Genomic DNA, 24,959 nt, shown 5'->3' with positions numbered 1-24,959 from the left:
AAGTAATTTAAGCTTTTATTTCTGTGCGACCATTTTTTTTAGTGCCGTGACTTCTTGCTTCGTCAATTCACGAAAATCTCCGGAAGTGAGGCCATCCAGATTTAAAAAACCATAGGTTTCCCGCTTTAATTTTTCAACGGTATGCCCGATGCCCTCAAGCATTTTTTTTACTTGGTGGTAGCGGCCTTCATGTATAGTCAACGAGACTATTGCGGTCTTTTTTTTCTTATCGACCGAGATCACTTTCGTTTTAGCTGGTGAACTTTTATGTTGTTTATCTAGTTGAACACCATGGCGGAGGTGTTCTAACTCTTTACTTTCCGGTATTCCTTTAACTTTGGCAACGTATGTTTTATTGACATGATACTTAGGGTGCATCAATTTATTAGCTAAGTCGCCATCATTAGTCAGCAATACCAAGCCGGATGTATCATAATCCAATCTTCCTACTGGGTAGATCCGTTGTGGGATATCTTCAAAGTAATCTGTAACGACCTTTCTATTTTTGTTATCTTTGGCCGCAGAGATCACACCACGCGGCTTATACAAAATAAAATACACCTTTTGGTCACTTTGTGGGATCAAATGGCCGTCAACTTCAACCGCATCTTCGCCACTGACTTTTACACCTAATTCTGTTATGGTTTCACCATTCACACGAACTCTTCCATCCGTGATCAGTTTTTCGCTTGCCCTTCTTGAAGCAACGCCGGCGTTTGCCATTACTTTTTGTAATCTTTCAGTCATTATCTTCCTCCTTTTTCTTTGTATCATCAGAGGCAATAGTTTTTTCAAATAAGCCCATTAAATTATCCACATTGAAATCTGTTTCTTGCTGTTCTTGCTTAATTTTTGGAAGTTCTTTGAGACTAGTTAGGCCAAAATAATTCAGAAACTCTTCAGTTGTCCTGTACAAAATAGGTCTTCCAGGTGCTTGGGACCTTCCTTGTGCTTCCACCAAATTGAAGGCAGTCAACTTTTGCAGCATACCGCTTGACTGCACGCTACGTATTGCATCGATCTCAGTCCGAGTAATGGGCTGCTTATACGCAATGATCGCTAATGTTTCCAAAGCCTGGGTCGATAAGGCGGTCATTGTTGGAGATTCAAAGTAATTTTTGACCAATGAAGCAAAAGCTTTTTTGGTCGTTAATTTAAAATGCTCTCCTGTTTGATAAAGTTGAAAACTACAAGTATTATCGTTCGTATATTTCTCTTTGAGTTTCTTTAACTGTTCGAACACTGCGGGTTTCATCAGGCCACAAAGTTGAGCAAGTTCGGCCACTGTGATCCCTTCGTTACCACTAACGAAAACAAGACTTTCAATTTTTGCTTGATTTGATAGCATTATTAACCACCACTCACCATTTTGATTTGTTCAAAATTACTATTCTGAACCATCTTTATCTTCCCCTTTTTAACTAATTCCAATAAAGCTAAAAAAGTGGTCACATACAATTCGATCTCAAACTCAGAATGGAATAGCTCATTAAAAAAAACAGGCCGATGTGCTGTTCTTACTTTTTGATCTAAACGAACCATTTCTTCTTTGATGGAATATTTGTCGTTGCTAACACTCCTACGGATCGGCATACTTTTTTCTTGCCTTAACAAGACTTTACTAAAGGCCCTTGCTAGCTGCTTTATATTTGCCGACTGTGCATCAAGTCTACCTAAATGTGCATCAGCGGGGACAAGAGCAGTATCTCGTTCATAGTGTTGTGTTCTTTCTTCATACTTTTCTCGTAGCTGGCCAGCCGCCTGTTGATATAGTTGATGAGTCAACAATTGTTGAACTAAAGTATCTCGCGGATCTTCTTGCAGATCATCACTATTATCTGCCAGTCCTTCGTCTTCATAAGGATGACTTGGCAAAAGCATCCGACTTTTAATGTTTAACAACATTGCGGCCGTAACAAAATACTCCCCAGCGATATCTAACTCCATTTTTTTCATGTGATGGAGATAGTCAATGTACTGAGAAGTTATTTCTGTCATTGGAATATCATAAATATCCATTTCATTTTTTTTGATCAAATGTAATAAAAGATCTAAAGGGCCTTCAAAATCAGCAATTTTAAAGGTCAACTTGTCAAAAGATCGCATCTCGTGCGCGCTATTTTTATTGTCCATGATTCTTTTCCCACTCTGTAAGTAAGGGTGCTACCTCGAAACTACCCATCATTTTATACTCAGGATAAAGTTGTGCGAGCGCCGAAAACATTGCAAAGCTGATACCTTCTTCACGATACTGTGGAGAAACGGCGACATGACGAACAACCACCACAGTATCGCTGATCTCTGCACCAATGATGCCACAAAAATCGCCATCTTCATTTTTCCATAAATATAAACAACGGTCGTCTTGGGCCTCGTACCAGTCGAGTTCCGTCGAAAGACGTGAAACTTCCTTTAGGTTTGGTACAAAAGAAAGTAAGCCCATTGCAATTTTTCTATAACCACTTTTGTATTTATAAAGCATTTAATTCCCCCGCAGTTTTTTACGTTATATGTCAGACTATCACAATTAAGAAACTAAAACAAATTTCAGAAAATTTAAATAGTATAAGAAATTCTTGATAGATTTTCAATTAGTGAACCCGTCTTTAAGCACGCGGATGTGTCTGATCGTATATATCACTTAGTCTGCGTTTGGATAAATGAGTGTAGATCTGTGTAGTAGAAATATCAGAATGTCCTAATAACTCCTGCACGATTCGTAGATCTGCCCCATTTTCTAAAATATGAGTCGCAAAAGAATGACGTAAAGTATGTGGGGTGATATTTTTGGTGATCCCAGCCTTTTGTACTTGTGCTTTAAGGTTCTTCCAAATTCCTTGGCGGGTCAGTTTATTGCCATGAAAATTTAAAAATAAATAATCACTGCGTTTTCCTTTAAGCAGTTGCGAACGCCCACGTTCTAAATATTCATTGATCCAATATGCTGCTGTATCTCCGATCGGAACTATTCGTTCCTTTTGTCCCTTACCGATAGTTTTTATCAATCCTACTGGTAAATGTAGATCAGTTAATTTTAAGTTGATCACTTCACTGACTCTCAAGCCGGTTGCATACATCAGCTCTAAGATCGCACGGTCACGCACACCTAACGTACTACCTTCGTTTGGTGTTTTTAATAAAGTTTCTACTTCTGTACGCGAAAGGACTTCAGGCAAATGCTTTTCTTGTTTGGGAGTATCGATCAATGCCATTGGATCTTCAACGACCATTCTTTCATGAACGAGATATGAATAAAAGCGACGTAAGCTTGTCACGCTACGAATGATCGTTGAATTGGCTTTTTTCGCCGTAGTTTCTTGGTGCAAGTATCCCGTGATATCACTTCGTTGAACTTCCGCAAAATCTGAAAAGCCTTGCTCCTTCAAATACGTCACAAATTGTTCCAGATCATTATGATAACTTGCTACCGTATTATTAGATAATCCCCGTTCAACTGTTAAATAGCGAAGATAATCATTGACTATTTCATTGATAGGTTTCATCCCCTAATACCTTTTTCCCTTGGCATTCCTGACAAAGACCTAAGAAAGTTAACCGATGATCTGAAACTTTAAAATGATATTTTCTGAGGACCAGTTTTTCGATATCACCCAGTAGATCCTCGTGAACTTCAAAAGTTTTACCACACTCAGTGCAAATTAGGTGATGGTGAAAATGTTCAGCATCCTCAGTCCGAAGGTCATAACGAGCGACACCGTCTTCAAAAGAGATCCTGGTTAGTAAATTTAGGTCTGTTAAAATATCTAACGTGCGGTAAACAGTAGCCAAACCAAACGAGAAAGAGGCTCGTAAAAGTTCTATATATATTTCTTCGGCCGATAAATGCTCATGATGGTGGTCCAACAAAACTTTAACGATTGCTTGCCGTTGCGGAGTCAACTTAAAGCCTGCATTATGCATACAATTTTGGATCTTCACCATTTCATTATTTGTATCCATGGCAATGCTCCTTTCCTCGACCTTAATCGTTCAAATATATCTTACCGTTTTCTTGTCTGGCAGCACCAGCCTTAAGCAGATGACCCAAGGCACGTTTAAATTGGCCTTTGCTGATACCAAAATAATCTCTGATCTCTTCTGGGTCACTTTTATCCGAAAAATTTAAGACTCCAGATGAATGTTGCAAAGCAGCTAAGATCATCTGTGCATCATCACCAATAACTTCATAAGCTCTTGGTTTAAGGGAAAGGTTCAAGGAGCCGTCTTCTCTGATACCGATCACTCGGGCATCCAAAACTTGTCCTAAGCGAGGTTCCTCGCTTCTTTGAGACGGGTGGATAAAGCCCAGACAATAGTCTTCAGTTAAAACACGCGTCCCTACTTTTTTTAAGCGGTATGCAACACATTTCACATTTTGATTGTTCATTGAAGAAGTTGCCCTCTGGCTGATCCCTTGAAACATTGTTTCTGAGGCTAAATCACCCCATAATCGTCCTTTTTTATCGACTTTTAATCCGATCATTAGTCGGTCGTCCTTTTTAGGCCAAATTTCACGTTGCTCTGGCAAATCATCCAGCGACACGACGATGTCTTTATTTGGTAGACCGATGTCCACGAAAACACCCAAGTCACGTTGAACAGAAACTACCGTTCCCCATGCGTAGCGGCCTATGCCAGACTTAGGAGTATTCTTAGTCAATTGCAGATGATGATTTTCATTTTCATATGCAAACCCAGTTAATTTGCTGCCCATTTTAGGTAATTTTTTTAACTCTGCTTTTGCAGTCCGAAAAGTTTCTCCTTCGATCTGCGAATATATATATTTGTCATTTTCATCAGTGACACCAGCCGTCACTACTTTTCCAAGAATATCTTTTTTCATAATGAATTCTTCCCTTATTTAAAACTCAAGCCAAGTAATGTGATAATACAATATGCCATACCACTTGCGATCACAGGGCCGGCAGCAACTCCGCGTAAAAAAACGACCCCACATATCGTTCCAAAAACTAATGCAACGGTAACTTGCGGGGATGCAGCAAGTTGATCGACTCCATAACGTGAAAGAACAGCAACCGCCACTCCGCAAGCAATTGCGATCCAACCAGCAGGAGTTTTAAAAACGCTGACCAGATCACTGAATTTAACTTCGCCAGTAGCGATAGGCACTAAAATTGCTATCGAGATGATCGTGACTCCCCAATTAATACCCTTACTTTGAATAGTTGGTAACCATTTTGCAGCAAAAGGCAAAGCCTTGATGATCATTACCACCCCAGCAGCGATGACCAACGAAAGATTCCTTCCAAACAAAGCAATTGCCAAAACCAGTAACAAAAACAACCAACTCTCCATGAACTATACCACCTATCTTTAAAGCTTCTCTTAAACATTGTAACGGATTAACTTCTAAAAAGCGAACTCAACTTTGCTTGTTAAACAATAAACTGAGTTGTTTTGTAGTCCCATCTTTTAAAAATTAAAAAAAAGACCCGAAATCAAATTAGTTTCGGGTCCAGCTAGCAAATTAAGCTAGTTGCTAAAAATTATTTAGTTTTAAAGTGCGTTAGAAGCACCATGGTAAACAATTCCACGACGTGAATCAACAGTGACAACTTCGCCTTCTGATACTAATGATGTGGCATCATGAGCACCTACGACAACAGGGATACCCATAGAAATACCGACAACAGCAGCATGTGAAGTCAAGCCGCCATTTTCGACAACTAATGCGGATGCTTTTTCGATCGCTGGAAGATAATCTTTATCAGTATTCTTTGTAACAAGAACACAGCCCTCAACAGCTTTTTCATTAGCTTCCTTAGCTGATCTTGCTACGACTGTTTTACCAATGACTGTTTCATCACCAACACCTTGGCCGTCGACGATCTTAGAACCGATCAACTGGATCTTCATAACGTTAGTAGTACCCTTTTCACCAACAGGCACACCAGCAGTGATCAAGATCAAGTCACCTTCTTTGGCGAAACCTTCATTCTTAGCTTTTTCAGTTGCTAAAGCAAACATTTCGTCAGTTGAAGCAGGAGTATCAGCCAAGACAGGATCAACCCCCCAGTTAATTGATAGCCCGCGACGCGTGCGCTCATCAAACGTTACAGCCAAAATGTTTGCGTCTGGACGATACTTCGAGATCAAACGAGCTGTATGTCCCGATTTTGTAGCAGCAACGATCGTCTTGATGTTTAAGTTATCAGCCGTTTCAGCGACGGAACGTGCAACTGCTTCAGTTACATCAGTTTTATCGAAATCATTGATCGAAAAACTCTTATGCTGACGCAGTATATTTTCTGCCTTCACGTCGATCCGTGCCATTGTAGCAACAGATTCTACAGGATAATCACCATTTGCCGATTCGCCGGAAAGCATTGTTGCGTCTGTACCATCAAAGACAGCATTAGCAACGTCAGAAGCTTCAGCACGTGTAGGACGTGGATTTTCTTGCATTGAATCAAGCATTTGTGTAGCAGTAATGACTGGTTTGCCAGCAGCGTTACATTTCTTGATCAAACTCTTTTGTACTAACGGAACATTTTCAACAGGAATTTCAACACCCATGTCCCCACGAGCGACCATCAAACCATCTGAAACTTTTAGAACTTCATCAAAGTTATCGATACCTTCCTGAGATTCGATCTTAGGAAAGATCTGAACATGCTCCATATGCTTTTCTTCTAATAACTCACGGATGTCCAAAACATCTTGCGGTTTACGAACGAAAGATGCAGCAATGAAGTTGATCTCATTGTCCAAACCAAAACGAATGTCATCAGAATCTTTTTCAGTAATACCAGGCAAATTGATGGAAACGCCAGGAGCATTAACACCCTTTTTGGAACCTAAAACACCGTTATTAAGGACTTCACATACTAGTTCCTTATTTTCATCATCCTTTTTTTCGATCTGCATGTCGATCAAGCCGTCATCAAATAAAACATGGCCGCCTTCATGAACATCGTCATACAAACCAGGATATGTTACGGCAATTTTTTCGCGAGTTCCCTCGATAGAGTCATCCATCGAGATCCGTACTTCGTCGCCGGTCTCAAATGAGAGCTTTCCTTCTTTTTGAGCTGTAGTCCGGATCTCAGCACCCTTTGTATCCAACAAACGGCCGACCATCTTACCAGTGATTTTTTCAGCCTCTGTAACTAAGCTCATTCTGCCTAATTGTTCTTCATGATCACCATGAGAAAAGTTAAAACGGAATACATTAGCACCTGACTCGATCAATTTAACAATTGTATCTAGATCATTACTGGCTGGTCCAAGTGTACTTACGATCTTGGTCTTTTTCATTATAAGTTACCTCTCCTTTGGAAAATAAAGTATTGTAAACATCACTTAAAATAACTAAAAATTAAGTGTCTTAAATATGGTTGATTAAAATCTCACTCTGTCATTTAACTCTAACAGTGAAAGATCAGTTTGATGCTTGTGATTTTCAAGGGTATCGATGATCTCAGACGCAACAAGTTTGTTGTCACGAACTCCTAGAGCTAAACCGCCCTTTCCTTCGAGCAGCAAACGAACAGCGTAGTCGCCAAGTTGCGTTGCAAACACACGATCTTTGGCTGTTGGTTGCCCACCACGCTGCACATGAGCTAAAGTGACTGCCCGACTATCAAAGTCACCATGTTGATCAAGTTCTTCCTTAAACTTCTGGGCCGACATCACACCTTCAGCGATCACAACTAAGCCATGGTCTTTACCATTTTCACGATTTTTCGTTAACTTATCTGCGATCTTCTGAATATCATAATGATGTTCAGGAATGACGATCGCATCTGCACCTGTCGCAAGTCCTGCCCATAGTGCAATATCTCCGGCGCCACGTCCCATAACTTCTACAATGAAGGTTCTTTGATGAGAAGTTGCAGTGTCATTGATCTTATCGATCGAATCAACAGCAACGTTAACAGAGGAATCAAAACCGATCGTAAAATCAGTCCCAGGAATATCATTATCGATAGTCCCGGGGATACCGATAGAATTAAATCCGTGCTGCGTCAATCGCTCTGCACCGTGATAAGAACCGTCACCACCGATAACAACTAAGGCATCGATCCCGAATTTTTTTAACTGATCAATACCTTTTAACTGATATGCTTTTTCAGCAAATTCAGGAAAACGGGCTGAATACAAAATCGTTCCGCCACGTTTGATAATGCCATCAAGTCGGTCAAGGTTTAAAAGTTCAATATTGCCTTCCACCAAACCTTTGTAACCATAATTAATGCCGTATGCTTCCAAGCCAGCAGAGTTAGCTGAACGGGCAACCGCACGGATCGCAGCATTCATACCTTGAGAATCTCCACCACTCGTCAAAATGCCAATGCGCTTCATAATTTCACCTCAAGTAAAGTTTCTAAATGTACTACATTCTCCAATGTTCATAATATCACTTTTCACAGGCATTGTCTTGTTTATTTCGAAAAAATTATGAAATTTTTCATGCGATTTACATCTATTTTCATTACTTCAAAACCACATTATTTTCACCTAATAAGTCGATAACCTTCTGCTGGGCTTCTCTAGCACTAGTAAACCACAAGTTCTCATTTAATAAAACTTTACGGTCTGTGCTTTCATCATAAACGATCACTGGAACTTGGCCATGAAAAGTTCTGAGCAATCTTTCCAATTCCCGCTTTTGCTGATTAGAACTCCCACTTTTAAGGCGAAGAAAGTAACGTTGACCATTTAAGTCCCTCGCTAACTCAATTGAATCCACTAATAGTTGGATCCCGCGCCGTTCTTCGACTTTGCCTTTGACTACCACGACCGTACTCTCGGTCAAAAGAGGATAAAACTTACGAAACTGTTGGGGAAAAACGGTCAAATCAATGGATCCTGTTTCATCGTCAGCCGTGACAAAAGCCATCTGTTCTCCTTTTTTTGTCCTAATGACCTTTATTTTTTTCAGATAAACGATACTGGTAACACTTTTTCCTGCCTGTATTGTATTAACTTTTGTTGTCTGATATATCTGGGCTAATTTTGCAAACTTTTCAACCGGATGACCGGATAAAAAGGCACCCAAATAATAATTTTCTTTATTGAGTTGTTCTTCTTCTGATAACTCAGGTATTTTTCCTTGTGCTTTAGGAGCTAAATTCTCAAATAAGTCAACGTTAGCACCGCTTAATTCCGCAGTTTTGAGCATTTTAGGCAATTGATCAAGCAGCTCTGCTCGTGAAGGATCTAATTTATCAAAGGCACCACTGTAGATCAAAGCTTCAATGGCATCCTGTTTTAAGTATTCCGGAGGCAGCCGTTGTAAAAAATTGTTAAATGTTCGGTATGGACCATGTGCTCTTCTTTCTTGAATGATTTCATGCACAAAATTTCGTCGGATCGTTTTTATGCACCCTAGGCCAAAATAAATGGCATGCTTTTTTAAAATAAAATAAGTTTCACTTTCATTGATTGCTGGGGCATGGACTTTGATATTACGGCTTTTTGCCTCTGTGAGATAAGTCTTGATTTTTTTATACGACCCGATCACAGAATTTAATAAGGAAGCGTAAAAAGCTGCTGGATAATGACATTTCACATATGCTAATTCAAAAGCCATCTTAGAATAAGCAACCGCATGCGAGCGGTTAAAGCCATAATCACCGAACCGACCGATATAGTCGTATACTTTTTCTGCAGTCCGAGCGTCAAACCCTTTTTTTATAGCACCATCAATAAATTTCTGTTGCATTTCTTTGATCACATCATGCTTCTTTTTACTCATTGCTCGACGCAAGAGGTCGGCTTGGCCAAGAGAAAAGCCTCCCATCGCCGAAGCAACTTGCATGACCTGCTCTTGATAGACCATGATGCCATAGGTTGGTTCCAAAAACTTTTTCAAAAACGGCTCTGGATACGTTACACGTTTTTGACCATGCTTACGCGCAATGAACTCGTCAATATTATTCATTGGCCCTGGGCGATACAATGCATTAACGGCAGCAATATCCTCAAAAGAATTCGGTTCCAGCTTTCTGAGAACATTACGGATCCCGTCAGATTCAAATTGAAAAACACCATTTGTATCCGCCAACTGAAAAAGTTTTAATGTTTGCTGATCTTTTAAGTCTATTTGTCGGATATCTAACTGCTTATGATAGCCGATCGAAATAAAACGCAGTGAATTTTCTAGGATAGTCAAATTACGTAAACCAAGGAAATCCATCTTTAATAAGCCGACCTCTTCAACCTGATCCTTAGCAAACTGTGTAACCAACATTTCATCGGGCCCCAATTGAACTGGGACTATATCGGATAATCTTTGTTCACTTAAGATCACACCAGCCGCATGTAAAGAATAATGTCGTGGCAAACCTTCGAGATGAGTAGCCGTTTTAAAGATCAACTCATTTTTTTGACTATCTGCAACTAAATTTTGCAGCCTTTGTGACTGCTGATAAGCTTCAGCCAGTGTAATATGCAAAACTGACGGTATGGCTTTACTCCATTGATCCATTTCGTAAGTCGTCTCACCCATCACGCGTCCCACATCTCGCAACGCCTGCTTAGCAGCCAAAGTACCAAATGTGATGATCTGAGCCATTTGTTCATGTCCATACTTTTTATGAACATATTTTATGACCTGATCACGTTTTAGGTCAGGAATATCCAGATCAATATCTGGCATCTGAGCACGCTCTTCGTTTAAAAATCGTTCAAAAAGCAAGTTGTATTCAAGTGGGTCAACGTCAGTGATCATCAAAGTATAAGCGACTAAGGAACCGGCCGCTGAACCTCGTCCTGGTCCGATCATGATATGCTGTTCGTGTGCAAAATGGGTAACATCCCAAACTACTAAGAAATAATCATCAAATCCCATTCGATCTATGACTGCAAGTTCATGGTCTAACCGTTCCTGATACGGTTTAATATTACTGATCTTGTTTTCCTGGAGCCGCTTTTTCAGTCCCTCTGAGCATAATTTCCGCAAATATTGGGCCGAGGTATAACCTGTGGGAGTCTTGAAACGTGGCAATCGAGTCGGTGGGAATTTAAGTTTGATGTCAACTTGCTCCACGATTTGAGATACATTTTGAAATGCATCTTCTAAGCCAGACTGTTGATATTCTTGTGAAAATTCGGCAGGGGACTTCAAGTAATGTGAACCGTCCCTTTGTTGAGTTAATTCTGTACTCGTCATTTTTTTGCCAAGTCTGACAGCATTCAAAACCGCAACTTCAAAATTTTGCTCAGGACGTATATATTTCAAAGGGGAAGCCGCCACGATTTCTAGGTTTAATTCCCTTGCCAGACTACGGATATCGAGCACCATTTGGTCTGACATATGTGGACTGACTCCTAAAAATAAACTAGCCGGTGCACAGATCTCTTTAAACTTGGCCGCCTCTTTTTTCGCTACTGATAAATTATGGTTTTCTAAAGCGTCGATCATTATGTTATTTTTAGTAGGCGTGATCACAAAAAGATCCTGTAAAAACGGAGAGATATCCTTAAGTGACAAACGATCTCCATTCAACTCGTCAGGCTCTTTGGTCATTTTTCGACTCGATAATTTTATTAAATTATGGTAGCCTTGATTGTTTTTTGCGATCAAGATCAGTTCATTTGTCGCGTCATCTTGCTTGCTATCGTCCAATTGTAAAGTTAAACCCAATAACGGTTTAATATGATGAGTTTGGCAGGCCTTATAAAAGTCCAAAACACCGTACATAACATTAATGTCAGTGAGAGCCAGTGCTTGATACCCTAGTTCACTGGCTTTTTTTACCAATTCCGAAATCTTAAGCGGACTGTGCAACAAACTATAACAACTTATAACTTGTAGTGGACTAAACATTGTACTCCCCCTTCCTCTTTTATTTGTTAAGTTAATTATACTCAAATTTTCAACTACCTTCAAAAACATTCCCACTTTTAATATGCAACTTTATCAAAAATCGCAGAAATATTTCGGCTTAAACTCGTTTAAAATATATGTTTATTTTTTCATTTTTGTGCTAAACTACTAATTAATGAGAGGTGAATGAAATGCTTAAACAGCTCACTTTGCTCTTTTGGAGTGCAATTTATGGTCTGGTACTGGGCTATATTGTCTCTGCTTTAACTGGTGGGGTTTTCAATGTTACAATGAGCCTTGTAGTCGCAATGATTGGCAGCCTTGTTGTGATCAACCTGATCGCGCCTATGTTAAAACCAAAAAATTATAATACTAAATAAAAAAACGTTGCTTAATGCAACGCTTTTTTACTGCCATTTTAACTTTTTAATTCATTGTTTCGTTTACTTTGCTATTTTCTTGTGCGTTAAAGATCAGGTTTTCTTGTCCTCCTAAGCTGATCTCAACTGTTGATCTCGGCATGATCTTACCAGCTATGATCTGCTTAGCTAAGGGTGTCTCAACATGGTCAGTAATGAAACGTTGCAAAGGCCGAGCCCCGTATGCAGGTTCATAACCATTTTTAGCTAACCATTCTTTAGCCGCATCAGTGATCGTTAAGGAAATCTCTTGGTCCGCCAAGCGATCTGATAGTAAGCCGATAAATTTATCAACGATCTGTTTGATGGCATCCATAGACAATGGTGTGAACATAATAATATCATCCACACGATTTAAAAATTCGGGTTTAAAGTGGCTTTGAGCTAATTTCATGACGGCAGAATGTGTTTCTTCAGATATCTTTCCATCTTCGGCGACCTGATCCAACAAAATGTCTGATCCTAAATTAGAGGTCATGATCATAATAGTATTCTTAAAGTCGACCGTCCGGCCCTGACTATCGGTCAAACGACCATCATCCAACACTTGCAGTAAAATATTAAAAACATCTGGGTGTGCTTTTTCAATTTCGTCTAACAAAATAATCGTATACGGATTACGACGAACAGCTTCCGTAAGCTGCCCGCCCTCTTCATAACCAACATATCCAGGGGCGGCTCCAACTAAGCGACTAACTGAGATCTTGTCCATATATTCACTCATATCTAAACGCACCATATGCTTTTCAGAATCAAACAAATTTTCAGCTAGTGCCTTTGCCAATTCTGTTTTACCAACACCAGTTGGACCCAGGAACATAAATGAACTTAATGGTTTCGATGGATCTTGCAAACCGGCTCGTGAACGTAAAACTGCATCAGAAACTGCGTCCACAGCTTCATCTTGACCAATGATCCTGTTATGCAAACTATCAGACAAATGAAGCAGCTTTTGCCGTTCACCTTCGACTAATTTAGAAACTGGCACCCCTGTCGACCGACTAACAACTTCAGCAATTTCATTTTCAGTGACCGATTCTTCAACTAACCAATCATCCGGCCGGTCGCCTTTCTCTAGGCCTGCTAATTCTTTTTCAAGACGTGGGATAGTGCCATGCTGCAATTTAGCTGCTTTTTCTAAATCGTATTGGTTTTCAGCATCTTCTAATTGATGCTTAGCTTGATCGATCTCAGATTTCTTGTCACTGACTTTTTGGATGTCCTCTTTTTCACTTTCCCACCGCATTTTTAACCGATTGTCTTTTTCATGTGCGTTAGCTAGTTCCTGTTGGACGTCAGTCAAACGTTTCTTCGAAGCATCATCAGTTTCTTTCTTTAATGCGGCTTCCTCGATCTCAAGCCTCATGACGGTACGGTTAATTTGATCTAGTTCAGTCGGAACAGAATTCATTTCGACTCTGATCTCAGCACAGGCCTCATCTACCAGGTCGATTGCTTTGTCTGGTAAGAAACGATCCGTGATATACCGGTCTGAAAGTGTCGCAGCTGCAACCAATGCATTATCATGGATCCGAACGCCATGATGGATCTCATATCTTTCTCGTAACCCCCGCAAAATCGCGATCGTATCTTCCACAGTTGGTTCCTGAACAAGCACTTTCTGAAAACGACGCTCGAGCGCTTTGTCCTTTTCTAAATTCTCACGATATTCATCCAGAGTAGTTGCACCGATCAAATGCAGTTCTCCCCGAGCAAGCATTGGTTTCAAAAGATTGCCGGCATCCATGCTTCCTTCTGTTTTTCCTGCACCAACAATGTTATGGATCTCATCAATAAATAAGATGATCTGCCCTTCACTTTTCTTAACTTCTTTAAGGACCGATTTTAGTCGCTCTTCAAATTCTCCACGATATTTGGCACCCGCTATCAAAGAACCCATATCCAAAGAGAAAATAGTTTTGTCTTTTAAATTTGCAGGGACGTCATTTTTAACGATCCGTTGGGCTAATCCTTCGATGATCGCTGTTTTACCAACTCCTGGTTCACCGATCAAAATAGGATTGTTTTTTGTCTTGCGTGAAAGGATCCGTATCACATCGCGGACTTCTTCGTCACGGCCAATAATTGGATCTTGTTTACCAGACCGTGCCTCTTTAACTAAATCCGTTCCATATTTTTCTAATGCCTTATATTGCGCTTCTTGGTCCTTAGATGTCACGTGTTCTCCTCCTCGCAAATCATCGATGACTGCCTGCAACTTTTCTTCAGTAACGCCCTTATGTTTTAAAAATTCAGTTAACGGATGATACTGTAATTGCATAAGTGCTAAAACGAGCGTATCAATAGCAATATACTCGTCGCCTAACTTTTGTTTTAATTGGTCTGCTTTTTGCAGTAGTTGGGCTAAATTTTGACTGACCGTTTGGCCATAAGCGACATTACCAGAAACTATTGCGATCTTGTCTAGTTGTTGATCGATCTCTTTTTCAAATTCATCAACATTAAGTCCAGCCTTTTGGTATAAATCAGCCGCAAATTCACCAGGTTGGAACAGGAATTTAAATAAATGAACCACATCGATCTCTTGGTGCTTACGTGTCATTGCTATTTGCTGTGCCTGACCGATCGCTTCTTGCACTGCATTTGTCAAACTATCGTTATTCATGCACTTCGTCCCTTCTGTTCATTTTTCATTTATTTTCAGTTTACTTGTTTTCAGTTTAGCAATTCACTCATTGTCTCCATTATACAAGATATCAAAACAGATGCTAGTAAAAAGTCTTACCTTCTTTGACCAAATTGTTATATCAACGATTAAACACCTTTTTTAAAATAAAGTTAATGCCTTAGACCAACAAAATCATTAAAAGACAGCATAAAATAGCTAAGCCATAAATTGTTATCTTTTTAGTCAAATTAGTTAAACTTTATCAAAAAAGACCTATACCAAGTTTTGATATAGATCTTTATCATTTACATTAGGCAAATAATTACTTAACCTTTTAGGACTCAGGATCAGGCAACAAACTAATAACAGTGTCACTGAAAATGTCTATCAAGACTAATTCAGAAAGTTCCTAATAGCCTATAAAAGCACTAGCCTTTACTAACTAATTTTACGATCTGCAAAACAACATCGGTTGCCTTTTCCATTGTTTGTTCAGAGATATACTCGAACCTCGCGTGCATGTTTTCTGGACCGGCAAACAAGTTAGGGGTTGGTAACCCCATAAAAGAGATCTTCGATCCGTCAGTTCCACCACGCACGGGAGCGATCAGCGGTTTAATTTCAAGGTCTTCCATCGCCTCTTTAGCGAGATCGACAACAGTCATATCTTTTTCGATAACCTCACGCATATTATAGTATTGGTCTTTCATGTCCAAAATAACACGTTGTTCGTCAAATTGTTCGTTCATCTTTGCCACAATATTTTTGACCAATCGCTTACGCTCTTCAAACTTACTACGGTCATGGTCTCTAATAATATAAGTCATTTTAGCTTGGTCAACAGTACCATTGATACTCAACAAGTGGAAGAAGCCTTGACGTCCCTCGGTTCTTTCTGGCACTTCAGCACTTGGCAAATGGTTTTCAAACTCAACGGCTAACTTTAAGGCATTGATCATAATACCCTTAGCCTCTGAAGGATGAACGTCTTTACCAACAAAACGAATAGTAGCCTGAGCAGCATTAAAAGTTTCGTATTCCAATTGTCCTAAAGGCCCACCATCAACGGTGTAAGCAAGGTCTGCACCAAATTCATCAACTTCAAAACGGTCGGCACCTGTTCCGATCTCTTCATCTGGACCAAAAGCAACTTCCACTTCGCCATGTTTTATTTCTGGGTGTTTGACCAAATATTCTACGGCTGTCATGATCTCTGTCACTCCGGCCTTATCGTCAGCACCTAATAATGTATTGCCATCGGTAGTGATCAAATTATCGCCCTTGTAATTCTTTAAATTAGGAAACTCGTCAGTTGTTAACGAATAACCACTATTCCCCAGTTTGATATCTGATTGACCATCATAATTCTCGATAACTTGAGGTGATACATTTTTAGCATTAAAGTCTGCCGTATCGATGTGGGAAATGAAGCCGACCTTTTTTGCTTTTTTATCGGCAGGTAAGTTACTTGGCAGTGTTGCAAAGACGTAACTGCTTTTCTCAGCGATACGAACATTTGATAAACCGATCTCGTTTAATTCCAACACCAGCTCATTCGCGAATTCTACCTGATTATGTGTGGAAGGCACAGTGGTTGAATCTTCGTTTGAACGGGTTTCCTTACGAACGTACTTTAAAAAACGTGGAATTAAACTATCATATTTTGCCATGAAAGATCCTCCTCTATAAAATTAAAATATTACTTACATAAATTTAAATGGTTCAGTGTTAATTGTAGTAGCAGTGACATCAACTGCCCAACCATCCTCTTTAGCCCATTTAGTAAAGAGCTGCTGTAGCTTAGGCTGACAGATCCATTCAAAATGATGACCAGGATCGATCACATTCAATCCACTTGCTAACATATCATGAGCGGTGTGATAACTTACATCACCCGTAACATAAACGTCAGCGCTTTTCGCCAACGCATCAGTATAAAATTGAGAGCCGCTGCCACCAAGAACAGCAACTTTTTGGATCTCTTGTTGAAGATCAGGACTCACGACTCGCAACCTTGGGATCTCAAAAGCTTCCTTACACTGAGCAATGAAATTTTTTAAAGTCATAGGCGAAGCAAGGTCACCTATACGACCCATCCCGTATTTTAATCCTGAACCCTCAATTTGGTAGAGATCAAAAGCAACTTCTTCGTAAGGATGGTTAGCATACATGGCAGCTAAAACCTGCTTTTTATATTTAGCCGGAAAACCCACTTCGACTTTTTCTTCGTTGACCACTTCTAGTTGGCCCGCTTGTCCCAGGTATGGATGTGAACTCTCAGCTGGCAAAAAACGCCCTTTTCCCTGAACAGCAAAAGAGCAGCTAGAATAATCCCCGAATTGGCCAGCCCCTGCCGCAGCTAAAGCTTGTCGTAGTTGACCAGCATTATCAACGGGAACAAAAACTGCGAGTTTATATGTTTTTTCCTCGAATGGCCCCAGTAAGGGTTCAGTCTGTTGAAGTTCTAATTTATCAGCAAGCCAATCATTCATCCCCCCCTGAGCACTGTCCAAATTCGTATGAGCTGCATACACTGAAATGTTGTGTTTGATCAATTCCGCATACATCTGGTTTTGCGGCACACCAAGGTCAAAACTTTTTACCGGATGAAACATCGCGGGATGATGTGCAAATATAAGATCGACCCCCGAACTGATCGCTTCTTGTACTGTTTCGGGTCTGACATCAAGGCTGACCATCATCTTATGAACATCTTGTTGCAAGTCGCCCAATTGCAAACCGATCGGATCTCCTTTTTCCGCCAGCTGTTTAGGTGCGAATTCTTCAAATCTAGTCACGATATCATTGACTGTCGTCATGGTATAACACTCCTTTGATTTGGATGATTTTCTTTTTAACTTCAGAATATTTTGGATCGTTCACTTTTTTTGCGTCTGTCAAAGCAGAAAAAATTTTTTCTTCACGGTGTAATTCTCTAGACCACTTTTTGACAAAAGCAAGATCTTTTCGTTGCAGTAAAAAAGGACCAAAAAATAACTCATCTGCAGTCATTTTTTGAGCATTTGGATCAGCTTCAGCAACTATGATCTCATAAACATGCCCTGCCTCGTCGAGGATCTCTTCTTGTGTGATCCGATAGCAATTTTTTTCCAACCACTCACGAACGGCATCAGCTCCTACATTAGGCTGGAGGATCAATACAGGACGAGCAGCGAGTTTTTCGGGAGAGGCATTTAATATGTTGACCATCAGTGGGCCACCCATCCCACAAATCGTGATAGTGTCTATCCTGTCTTCCTTAGTATAGGCGGCAAGTCCATTAGCCAAGCGTGAATGCACGATGTTTTCTACTTGTTCTTGTTTAATGATCTGTGTGGTATTTTGATAAGGGCCTTTTACGACCTCACCAGCGACAGCATAAGAGATCAGGCCCTTTTTAGCTAAATATACTGGTAAATAAGCATGATCCGAACCAATATCTGCCAGCCGCGCACCTAACGGGACATGTTGCGCTACATGCAGCAACCGTTGAGACAATCTATTTGCATCCATTTCTTACTCCTTGATCAATTAACTTTCTCTATTATTGTACACCAAATGAATAATATTTTTATACTAGCTTAGTAATTTCCTAACTTATGTAAAGAAAAAAGACCGAAAAACGTTTCGGCCTTTTAACATGAACTATCACAAAATTACTTTTAATCTAAGAAATCTTTTAACTGCTTAGATCTGGAAGGATGACGTAATTTACGCAACGCCTTCGCTTCGATCTGACGGATCCGCTCACGGGTCACACCAAAAACTCGACCTACTTCTTCCAAAGTCCTTGTCCGGCCATCATCTAAGCCAAAACGTAACCGCAAAACATTTTCTTCACGATCCGTTAAAGTATCAAGTACACCTTCTAACTGCTCTTTTAATAGTTCATAGGCAGCATGATCTGCTGGGCTAGTGGCTTCATCGTCTTCAATAAAATCACCTAAATAAGAGTCATCCTCTTCGCCGATCGGAGTTTCAAGTGAAACAGGCTCTTGAGCGATCTTCAAGATCTCACGGACCTTTTCCGTCGGCATATCCATCTCAGCACCAATTTCTTCCGGGACAGGTTCACGACCAAGGTCTTGCAAAAGTTGCCGCTGGATCCGGATCAATTTATTGATAGTTTCGACCATGTGGACCGGGATCCTGATCGTCCGAGCTTGGTCAGCGATCGCACGAGTGATCGCCTGACGGATCCACCATGTCGCATAAGTGGAGAATTTGAACCCTTTACGGTAATCAAACTTTTCAACAGCTTTCATTAAACCCATGTTTCCTTCTTGGATCAGATCAAGAAACGACATTCCCCGACCAACGTAACGTTTAGCGATAGAAACGACTAACCGTAAATTGGCCTCTGCCAAACGTTGTTTAGAAAACTCATCACCTTGTTCGATCCTTAAAGCCAGTGCGATTTCTTCATCGGCAGTTAACAAGTCGACACGACCGATCTCTTTCAAATACATTCTGACTGGATCATTGATCTTAACACCAGAAGGCGCAGACACATCTCTTTTGGCATTTTCAGCTTGTTTAGTAGCCGCATGTAAGGCATGTTCACTTGGTTCACCCTTCTCGTCTACAACAGCGATCCCTGCATCTTCAACTGATTCGATCAATTTATCCATTGCGTCTGCATTCAGCTGATATGGTTCAACTAATTTTTTGGACAATACAGAATATTGGATCTGCTTTTTGGGTTTAAATTCATGGATCAAATTCCGTAATTCCTTTTTATATTGTTTCTCTACATCATTTATTTTCTTTTTCTCTTCTGCCAAGGCGAGATCCTCCTTATATTGCTGAAATTCCAGCTTGTTTACGTTGTAATAATTCGACCAATTTAACTGTTAGTTCAACGACATTATCTTGATCATTCATTCTTTTAGCACGAGCGAGTTGTACCTGCAAAGACTCTATCTGCTCTTCTAAAGGAGAAGCCTGTAAAATCAACTTCAAGCAATCATTTATCTCCTGCTCACTAGTTTGTTCCGAAAAATGATTCATTTCAAGCGAAACAACGATCTCCTGCAGTGCACCTTCTTGAATAAAATCTAGGAACGCGGCACTATCATAATCTTGATGTTGATTGAAAAAACCTTGGGCCAATAAATACAGAGTTTGGTAGTTTTCATGAACGAAACTAAATTCTGGTACATTGGCAACCTTTAACCAAGCACTGTGATCATGTAAGATCCTATACAATAACAATCTTTCGGCCTGTTCTATCCGAGAATAATGCACTGGAGCCTGTGCCTGTGGATCCCAAGTAACAGGTTGTTGTTGTTGAGTTTTCTGTTGCCATTGAAAACTATTTTTTTCCTGTATGGAAGAACGAATTTCCTTAAGCTGTGCTTCTAAAGCATTCTTATCCACCTGGAATTTTTGTGCTAAGCGATTCAAATATAGATCGACTTCGATTGCATCATTACTTTGTGCTAATTTTTTTAACACATCATCTAGATACGCCAACTGGTCATGTTCATTATTCAAATTACGCCCTTGCTTATAATAACGCAGATAAAAGGCTAATTCGCTTTCTGGACTACTATGCACGCGTTCATAAAACTTTTCCGTTCCATACTTACCAATATATTCGTCTGGATCTAATTTTTCTGGTAAAGAAATAACCGTTATCTCAAAACGATCCAGCGAACCTAGTAATTCCAACGCTCTTTTAGTCGCATTTTGCCCTGGGTCATCTCCATCATAGCAAATACTGATTTTTTTAGAAACTCTTGCTAACGTATAAATTTGTTGTTCCGTTAAACTTGTCCCCATTGATGCTACGCCATTTTTTACTCCAGCACGATAAGCAGCTAAGACATCCATGAAACCTTCAAAAAGAATAATATTTTTTTCGCTCCGAACTGAATTTTTGGCCTTATCAAAGTTAAATAAAACATCCCGCTTATTAAACAGTTCGGTTTCTGGGGAATTTAAATACTTTGGCTGTTGTTCATTTTTCTGTAACAAACGACCAGAAAACGCGATCACTTGACCTGCCGTATTTCTGAGCGGAAACATGACCCGCTGCCTGAAACGATCACTTAGACTACCGTCTTGCATTTCTACAAACAACCCAGTTTTACGCAATTTCTGGTAATCCGGCTGGTGTTCATCAAAGAACGGTAAAAGTAATTTGTTTGCCGGAGCATAACCCAACTGAAATTCATCGATCAACTCATCCGTTAGGCCACGCCCGTGTAAATAATTTAGTGCTTCTTCACCTAGTTTTGTATTGACTAAAATATGATGATATAATTCAGCTGCTTCACGGTGATAATCTATCAGAACATTAACATCCGAATCTGCTTTTTCACCAGACGTTGCAGTGCTACCTACCTTAACATTATCAATATACTCCTGATCGACCGTCACGTTCCCTAAAGCAGCCACACGTATGACTGCTTCAGGAAAACTTAAGTTCTCGATCTCCATAATGAACTTAAAGACGTTGCCTCCACGGTGACATGAAAAACAGTTAAAAATCTGTTTCCGTTCATTTACAGAGAAAGATGCCGTTTTTTCCGTATGGAAAGGGCATAGACCGAACCAGTTTTGACCAGAACGATGCATTTGAACATATTGCTCAACAATATCCAAAATATTGACTTGAGAACGGACATCATCGATCACCTCTTCGGGGATCCTTCTGCTCACACGACCACCTCAAAATAACTTTAACAACAGTGGTTAAAAGTCGCACTAAAAGATGTGCGACTTCGCCATGTCTATTTTTACATAATCGACAGTAATCATATAATGAAACACAACGTTATGCAAGAAAAACGCTTATGAAACTAACATTTCCACAAATTCTTTTTTTAATTACGGTCGGACTTCATGCAATTTTCAAATTCTTGAAATCTATATTCATCTCCTAAATCAAAAATGTCCAGAGAATGCGCTCTCTGGGCATTTACAGCTGAATTTTACCAGCTATTATTTAACATTTAGATCGTCCAGTGCACCAAAAGAATATGTTAGCTTAGCAATACTATCTAATTGCGTCAAACGATTATCCTTAACTGCCTGGTCATCGACCATGACCATCGTTTCATCGAAATATTCACTGATCGGTTCACGCAAACTTGCAAGTGATTTATAGCGTTCTTCCAAGTTTTCTTCTGAGTATGACTTAGCAACAGCATTGAAGGCTGCAAACAACTTCTTTTCAGAATCATTTTCAAATAAATCTTGCTTGACTGAAAGTAAAACGTCGTTTTGTCCTTTTCGTGCCAAACGAACAGTCCTAGTCAATGCCTCAATATTTTCCTTAAAATCAGGATCAGATTGATGTTTTGTTAAAACATCTGCCGCTGAAAAGATCTGCTGGAAAGTATTTTCTTTGGTTGCGACCACCGTATTCACAATGTCATAAGCATAATTCTTGTCAGTTAATAACTGGTGGACTCTATCCATAACAAACTGCTCCCACTCACTTTGATTTTGATCCGGCTCAATGTTTGTATACAAATCCTGTGCTTTCTTGTAAGCATTGGTAATTGCAGCTGCCAAATCAACAACTGATACCTTCCAACGTTTAGCCAAAACGATCCGCACGATCCCCAAAGCTTGCCTTCTCAAGGCATAAGGATCATTAGAACCGCTAGGTAACATATTTGCAGCGAAAAACGATTGAATACTGTCTAATTTATCTGCGAGCGACAAAATCGCGCCAACGTCTGTTTGAGGTAATTTACTTTCAGAACCAACAGGCATATAAGATTCTTTGATAGCCACAGCAGTGCCTTCACTTTCACCAAATAAACGAGCATAAATTTCACCCATTACACCTTGAAGTTCTGCAAATTCACCGACCATTTCAGTTACAATGTCAAATTTATAAATTTGGGCAGCACGTGCTAGCTCTTTTGATTGCTCATCTGTTAAGCCAATTTTATTACCTAAGAAACCTGCAATTAAAGTAACACGTTGCATTTTAGCATAAACCGTACCGATCTTATCATGAAACATTACGTTCTTTAAGCGTTCAACATTAGTGGCGATCGGAGTTTGCTGATCTTCTTCGTAAAAGAAACGGGCATCTTCCAAACGTGCGGTCAAAACTTTTTCGTTTCCGGCAACTACATTTCCTATAAACTTATCGTTACCATTCCTAACTGATACAAAATACGGTAACATCTGACTATCTTGATCAAGAACATAGAAGAAACGTTGATGATCTTTCATAGAGGTGATCAAAACTTCATCTGGTAAATTCAAGTACTTTTTGTCAAATGATCCGGCAAAAACGGTTGGATACTCTACTAAATTATTGACCTCTTCTAACAGATCATCATCGATCACAACTTGCCAGTCATTTTTCTGTGCGAGAGCCTTGATCTGATTATAGATCATGTTTTTACGTTTTGTTGCGTCTGCAATGACCATCTGATCAAGTAAACTTGCCGGGTAATCATTTGCGCTTGTAAGTGAAACATCATTTCCCAAAAAACGATGTCCCGCAGAGACCCTATCTGCTTTGATATTCAAGATCTGAATTGGTATTACTTGGTCATCTAAGAGACTCACCAACCATCGAATAGGACGCACAAATTCAAAGTCGTTCGTACCCCACCGCATCATGGTTGGAAAACGCATCGCTTTGATCACCTGATCAACATCAGTTAGCACTTCAGTGACTGGTTTACCCAAGATAGTTTTTTCCACATAAGCATATTCTGTACCCTTAAATTCCTTAAAATAAATCTTGTCCGGATCAACGCCTTGTCCGCGACAAAAGCCTTGTGCTGCTTTAGACCAGTTACCTTGTTCATCCACTGCTATTTTCTTAGCTGGCCCCTTGGCCACTTCTTTAATATCGGGCTGTTTATCTGCAAGGCCTAGTACTTTAACGGCTAACCGTCGTGGCGTTGAGTAGGTCTCTATCTTGTCATAAGAGATCCTTGAATCATTTAAAAAATCTTGCATGCGCGTTGCCAACTGGGCAACACTTGGAGTAACAACATGCGCAGGGATCTCTTCTAATCCGATCTCTAATAAGAATGTGTGTTTCATCTTACTTGTCCTCCTCTAACAATTTTGTCCGTAATTTTTCGTCTTTGATCAAAGGATAGCCAAGTTTCTTGCGTTCGGCAATAAAGACTTTAGCTACGGATTTAGCCATGTTTCTGATCCGGGCCAGATAACCTGCTCGCTCTGTCACAGAAACTGCTCCTCTGGCGTCTAATAAATTAAATGTATGACTGCATTTCAAAATGTAATCATAAGCCGGATGAACTAAACCATTAGCAATTTGTTTTTTTGCTTCGATCTCATACTGATCGAAAGCTTTGAGCAACATTTCTTGGTCACTCTCTTCAAACGAATATTTTGATTGCTCATACTCAGGCTGTAAAAAAATGTCGCCATATTTGACACCGTCTGCCCACTCTAGATCAAAAACAGACTGAACGTCTTGGATGTAAGATGACAATCTTTCTAAACCATACGTTACTTCGGCAGCAACCGGCCAGACATTCAAGCCACCCACTTGTTGGAAGTAGGTAAACTGAGTGATCTCCATTCCATCTAACCACACCTCCCAGCCAACACCGGCACAGCCCATTGATGGATTTTCCCAATTATCTTCAACGAAACGAATATCGTGTTCTTTAGAGTCGATCCCTAAAGCAGCTAAACTATCCAAATAAATATCTTGAATATCAGCAGGAGATGGTTTCATTATCACCTGAAACTGGTGATGTTGGTACAAACGGTTAGGATTTTTACCATAACGACCGTCTGCAGGACGACGTGATGGCTCAACATAAGCAACATTCCACGGTTCAGGACCGATCGCACGTAAAAAGGTGTATGGACTCATCGTCCCGGCCCCTTTTTCCGTATCATAAGACTGCATCAACATACAGCCTTGGTCTGACCAAAAGCGTTGTAATGTTAAGATGATCTCTTGAATACTTAACTTTTTAGACATGAAGTTTTTCCTCCTCGAAAATATAACCAGCAATAACGGTAGCAATAAGACAAATCATTTCCCGAACCTTGTTTGAATAATAAGATCAGCCGGCAGAAAACATAACCACTTTATCTCAATATTAGAAGTCAAAAAAAGCCCCTATGCAGCAATAGATGATGCTACATAGGG

The 24,959-nt window shown here is 40.0% G+C and carries 20 protein-coding genes; 1 reads left to right on the top strand and 19 read right to left on the bottom strand.

Translation table 11 applies throughout. The features are described from left to right. Positions 1-15: 15 nt before the first annotated feature. The 11 genes from AC3XNE_RS09825 to dnaE form a co-directional block, all read right to left on the bottom strand. Positions 16-747 (bottom strand): pseudouridine synthase, encoded by a 732-nt coding sequence (locus AC3XNE_RS09825; RefSeq protein WP_489831890.1) that lies wholly within the window; start codon positions 745-747, stop codon positions 16-18. Then, positions 740-1,348, bottom strand: a complete 609-nt coding sequence (gene scpB / locus AC3XNE_RS09820; protein ID WP_489831889.1) for an SMC-Scp complex subunit ScpB — start codon at positions 1,346-1,348, stop codon at positions 740-742. The genes AC3XNE_RS09825 and scpB overlap by 8 nt, the downstream gene beginning before the upstream one ends. A gap of 2 nt (positions 1,349-1,350) precedes the next feature. Then, positions 1,351-2,133, bottom strand: a complete 783-nt coding sequence (locus tag AC3XNE_RS09815; protein WP_489831888.1) for a segregation and condensation protein A — start codon at positions 2,131-2,133, stop codon at positions 1,351-1,353. Then, the gene (locus AC3XNE_RS09810) at positions 2,123-2,482 is read right to left on the bottom strand and encodes a GNAT family N-acetyltransferase (RefSeq protein WP_489831887.1); all 360 of its coding nucleotides are present in this window, start codon (positions 2,480-2,482) and stop codon (positions 2,123-2,125) included. The genes AC3XNE_RS09815 and AC3XNE_RS09810 overlap by 11 nt, the downstream gene beginning before the upstream one ends. A gap of 124 nt (positions 2,483-2,606) precedes the next feature. Then, entirely contained in the window at positions 2,607-3,503 is an 897-nt protein-coding gene (xerD, locus tag AC3XNE_RS09805; RefSeq protein WP_489831886.1) for a site-specific tyrosine recombinase XerD, read from the bottom strand. Next, positions 3,487-3,960 (bottom strand): Fur family transcriptional regulator, encoded by a 474-nt coding sequence (locus AC3XNE_RS09800; protein WP_489831885.1) that lies wholly within the window; start codon positions 3,958-3,960, stop codon positions 3,487-3,489. Before AC3XNE_RS09800 ends, xerD begins: the two co-directional genes overlap by 17 nt. 22 nt (positions 3,961-3,982) lie before the next feature. After that, positions 3,983-4,843 carry a CvfB family protein gene (locus tag AC3XNE_RS09795; protein ID WP_489831884.1) on the bottom strand — a complete coding sequence of 287 codons (861 nt, stop codon included), beginning with the start codon at positions 4,841-4,843 and terminating at the stop codon, positions 3,983-3,985. A 14-nt stretch (positions 4,844-4,857) separates the two neighbouring features. Then, a complete protein-coding gene (locus AC3XNE_RS09790) occupies positions 4,858-5,316 on the bottom strand; it encodes a DUF441 domain-containing protein (protein ID WP_489831883.1) in 459 nt (152 codons plus the stop codon). Positions 5,317-5,517: 201 nt separating this feature from the next. Further along, positions 5,518-7,278, bottom strand: a complete 1,761-nt coding sequence (gene pyk / locus AC3XNE_RS09785; protein ID WP_489831882.1) for a pyruvate kinase — start codon at positions 7,276-7,278, stop codon at positions 5,518-5,520. A gap of 84 nt (positions 7,279-7,362) precedes the next feature. After that, the gene (pfkA, locus tag AC3XNE_RS09780; protein WP_489831881.1) at positions 7,363-8,325 is read right to left on the bottom strand and encodes a 6-phosphofructokinase; all 963 of its coding nucleotides are present in this window, start codon (positions 8,323-8,325) and stop codon (positions 7,363-7,365) included. A gap of 130 nt (positions 8,326-8,455) precedes the next feature. Next, positions 8,456-11,794, bottom strand: a complete 3,339-nt coding sequence (gene dnaE / locus AC3XNE_RS09775; RefSeq protein ID WP_489831880.1) for a DNA polymerase III subunit alpha — start codon at positions 11,792-11,794, stop codon at positions 8,456-8,458. Positions 11,795-11,985: 191 nt separating this feature from the next. Between dnaE and AC3XNE_RS09770 the strand changes: the two genes are divergently transcribed. Then, complete coding sequence (locus tag AC3XNE_RS09770; RefSeq protein WP_489831879.1) at positions 11,986-12,174, top strand: YjzD family protein; 189 nt, start codon at positions 11,986-11,988, stop codon at positions 12,172-12,174. Positions 12,175-12,220: 46 nt separating this feature from the next. Here AC3XNE_RS09770 and clpB read toward each other — a convergent pair whose 3' ends face one another. The 8 genes from clpB to glyQ form a co-directional block, all read right to left on the bottom strand. Beyond that, the gene (gene clpB, locus AC3XNE_RS09765) at positions 12,221-14,839 is read right to left on the bottom strand and encodes an ATP-dependent chaperone ClpB (RefSeq protein ID WP_489831878.1); all 2,619 of its coding nucleotides are present in this window, start codon (positions 14,837-14,839) and stop codon (positions 12,221-12,223) included. Between the two features lie 431 nt (positions 14,840-15,270). Beyond that, complete coding sequence (gene pepT, locus AC3XNE_RS09760; RefSeq protein ID WP_489831877.1) at positions 15,271-16,512, bottom strand: peptidase T; 1,242 nt, start codon at positions 16,510-16,512, stop codon at positions 15,271-15,273. Between the two features lie 33 nt (positions 16,513-16,545). Then, entirely contained in the window at positions 16,546-17,661 is a 1,116-nt protein-coding gene (locus tag AC3XNE_RS09755; RefSeq protein WP_489831876.1) for a Nif3-like dinuclear metal center hexameric protein, read from the bottom strand. Then, complete coding sequence (locus AC3XNE_RS09750; protein WP_489831875.1) at positions 17,645-18,355, bottom strand: tRNA (adenine(22)-N(1))-methyltransferase; 711 nt, start codon at positions 18,353-18,355, stop codon at positions 17,645-17,647. Before AC3XNE_RS09750 ends, AC3XNE_RS09755 begins: the two co-directional genes overlap by 17 nt. 149 nt (positions 18,356-18,504) lie before the next feature. Next, positions 18,505-19,605 carry an RNA polymerase sigma factor RpoD gene (gene rpoD / locus AC3XNE_RS09745; protein ID WP_489833400.1) on the bottom strand — a complete coding sequence of 367 codons (1,101 nt, stop codon included), beginning with the start codon at positions 19,603-19,605 and terminating at the stop codon, positions 18,505-18,507. A gap of 34 nt (positions 19,606-19,639) precedes the next feature. Further along, positions 19,640-21,508 (bottom strand): DNA primase, encoded by a 1,869-nt coding sequence (gene dnaG / locus AC3XNE_RS09740; protein WP_489831874.1) that lies wholly within the window; start codon positions 21,506-21,508, stop codon positions 19,640-19,642. 282 nt (positions 21,509-21,790) lie between these two features. After that, a complete protein-coding gene (gene glyS / locus AC3XNE_RS09735) occupies positions 21,791-23,869 on the bottom strand; it encodes a glycine--tRNA ligase subunit beta (RefSeq protein WP_489831873.1) in 2,079 nt (692 codons plus the stop codon). 1 nt (position 23,870) lies between these two features. Next, positions 23,871-24,788 (bottom strand): glycine--tRNA ligase subunit alpha, encoded by a 918-nt coding sequence (glyQ, locus tag AC3XNE_RS09730; RefSeq protein WP_489831872.1) that lies wholly within the window; start codon positions 24,786-24,788, stop codon positions 23,871-23,873. Between the last annotated feature and the right edge of the window lie 171 nt (positions 24,789-24,959).

It is taken from the genome of Ligilactobacillus sp. JN-6 (Y).1 (assembly GCF_058111525.1).
Note: the sequence above shows the minus strand (reverse complement) of the source record. Positions and strands in the feature narration are given on the sequence as shown.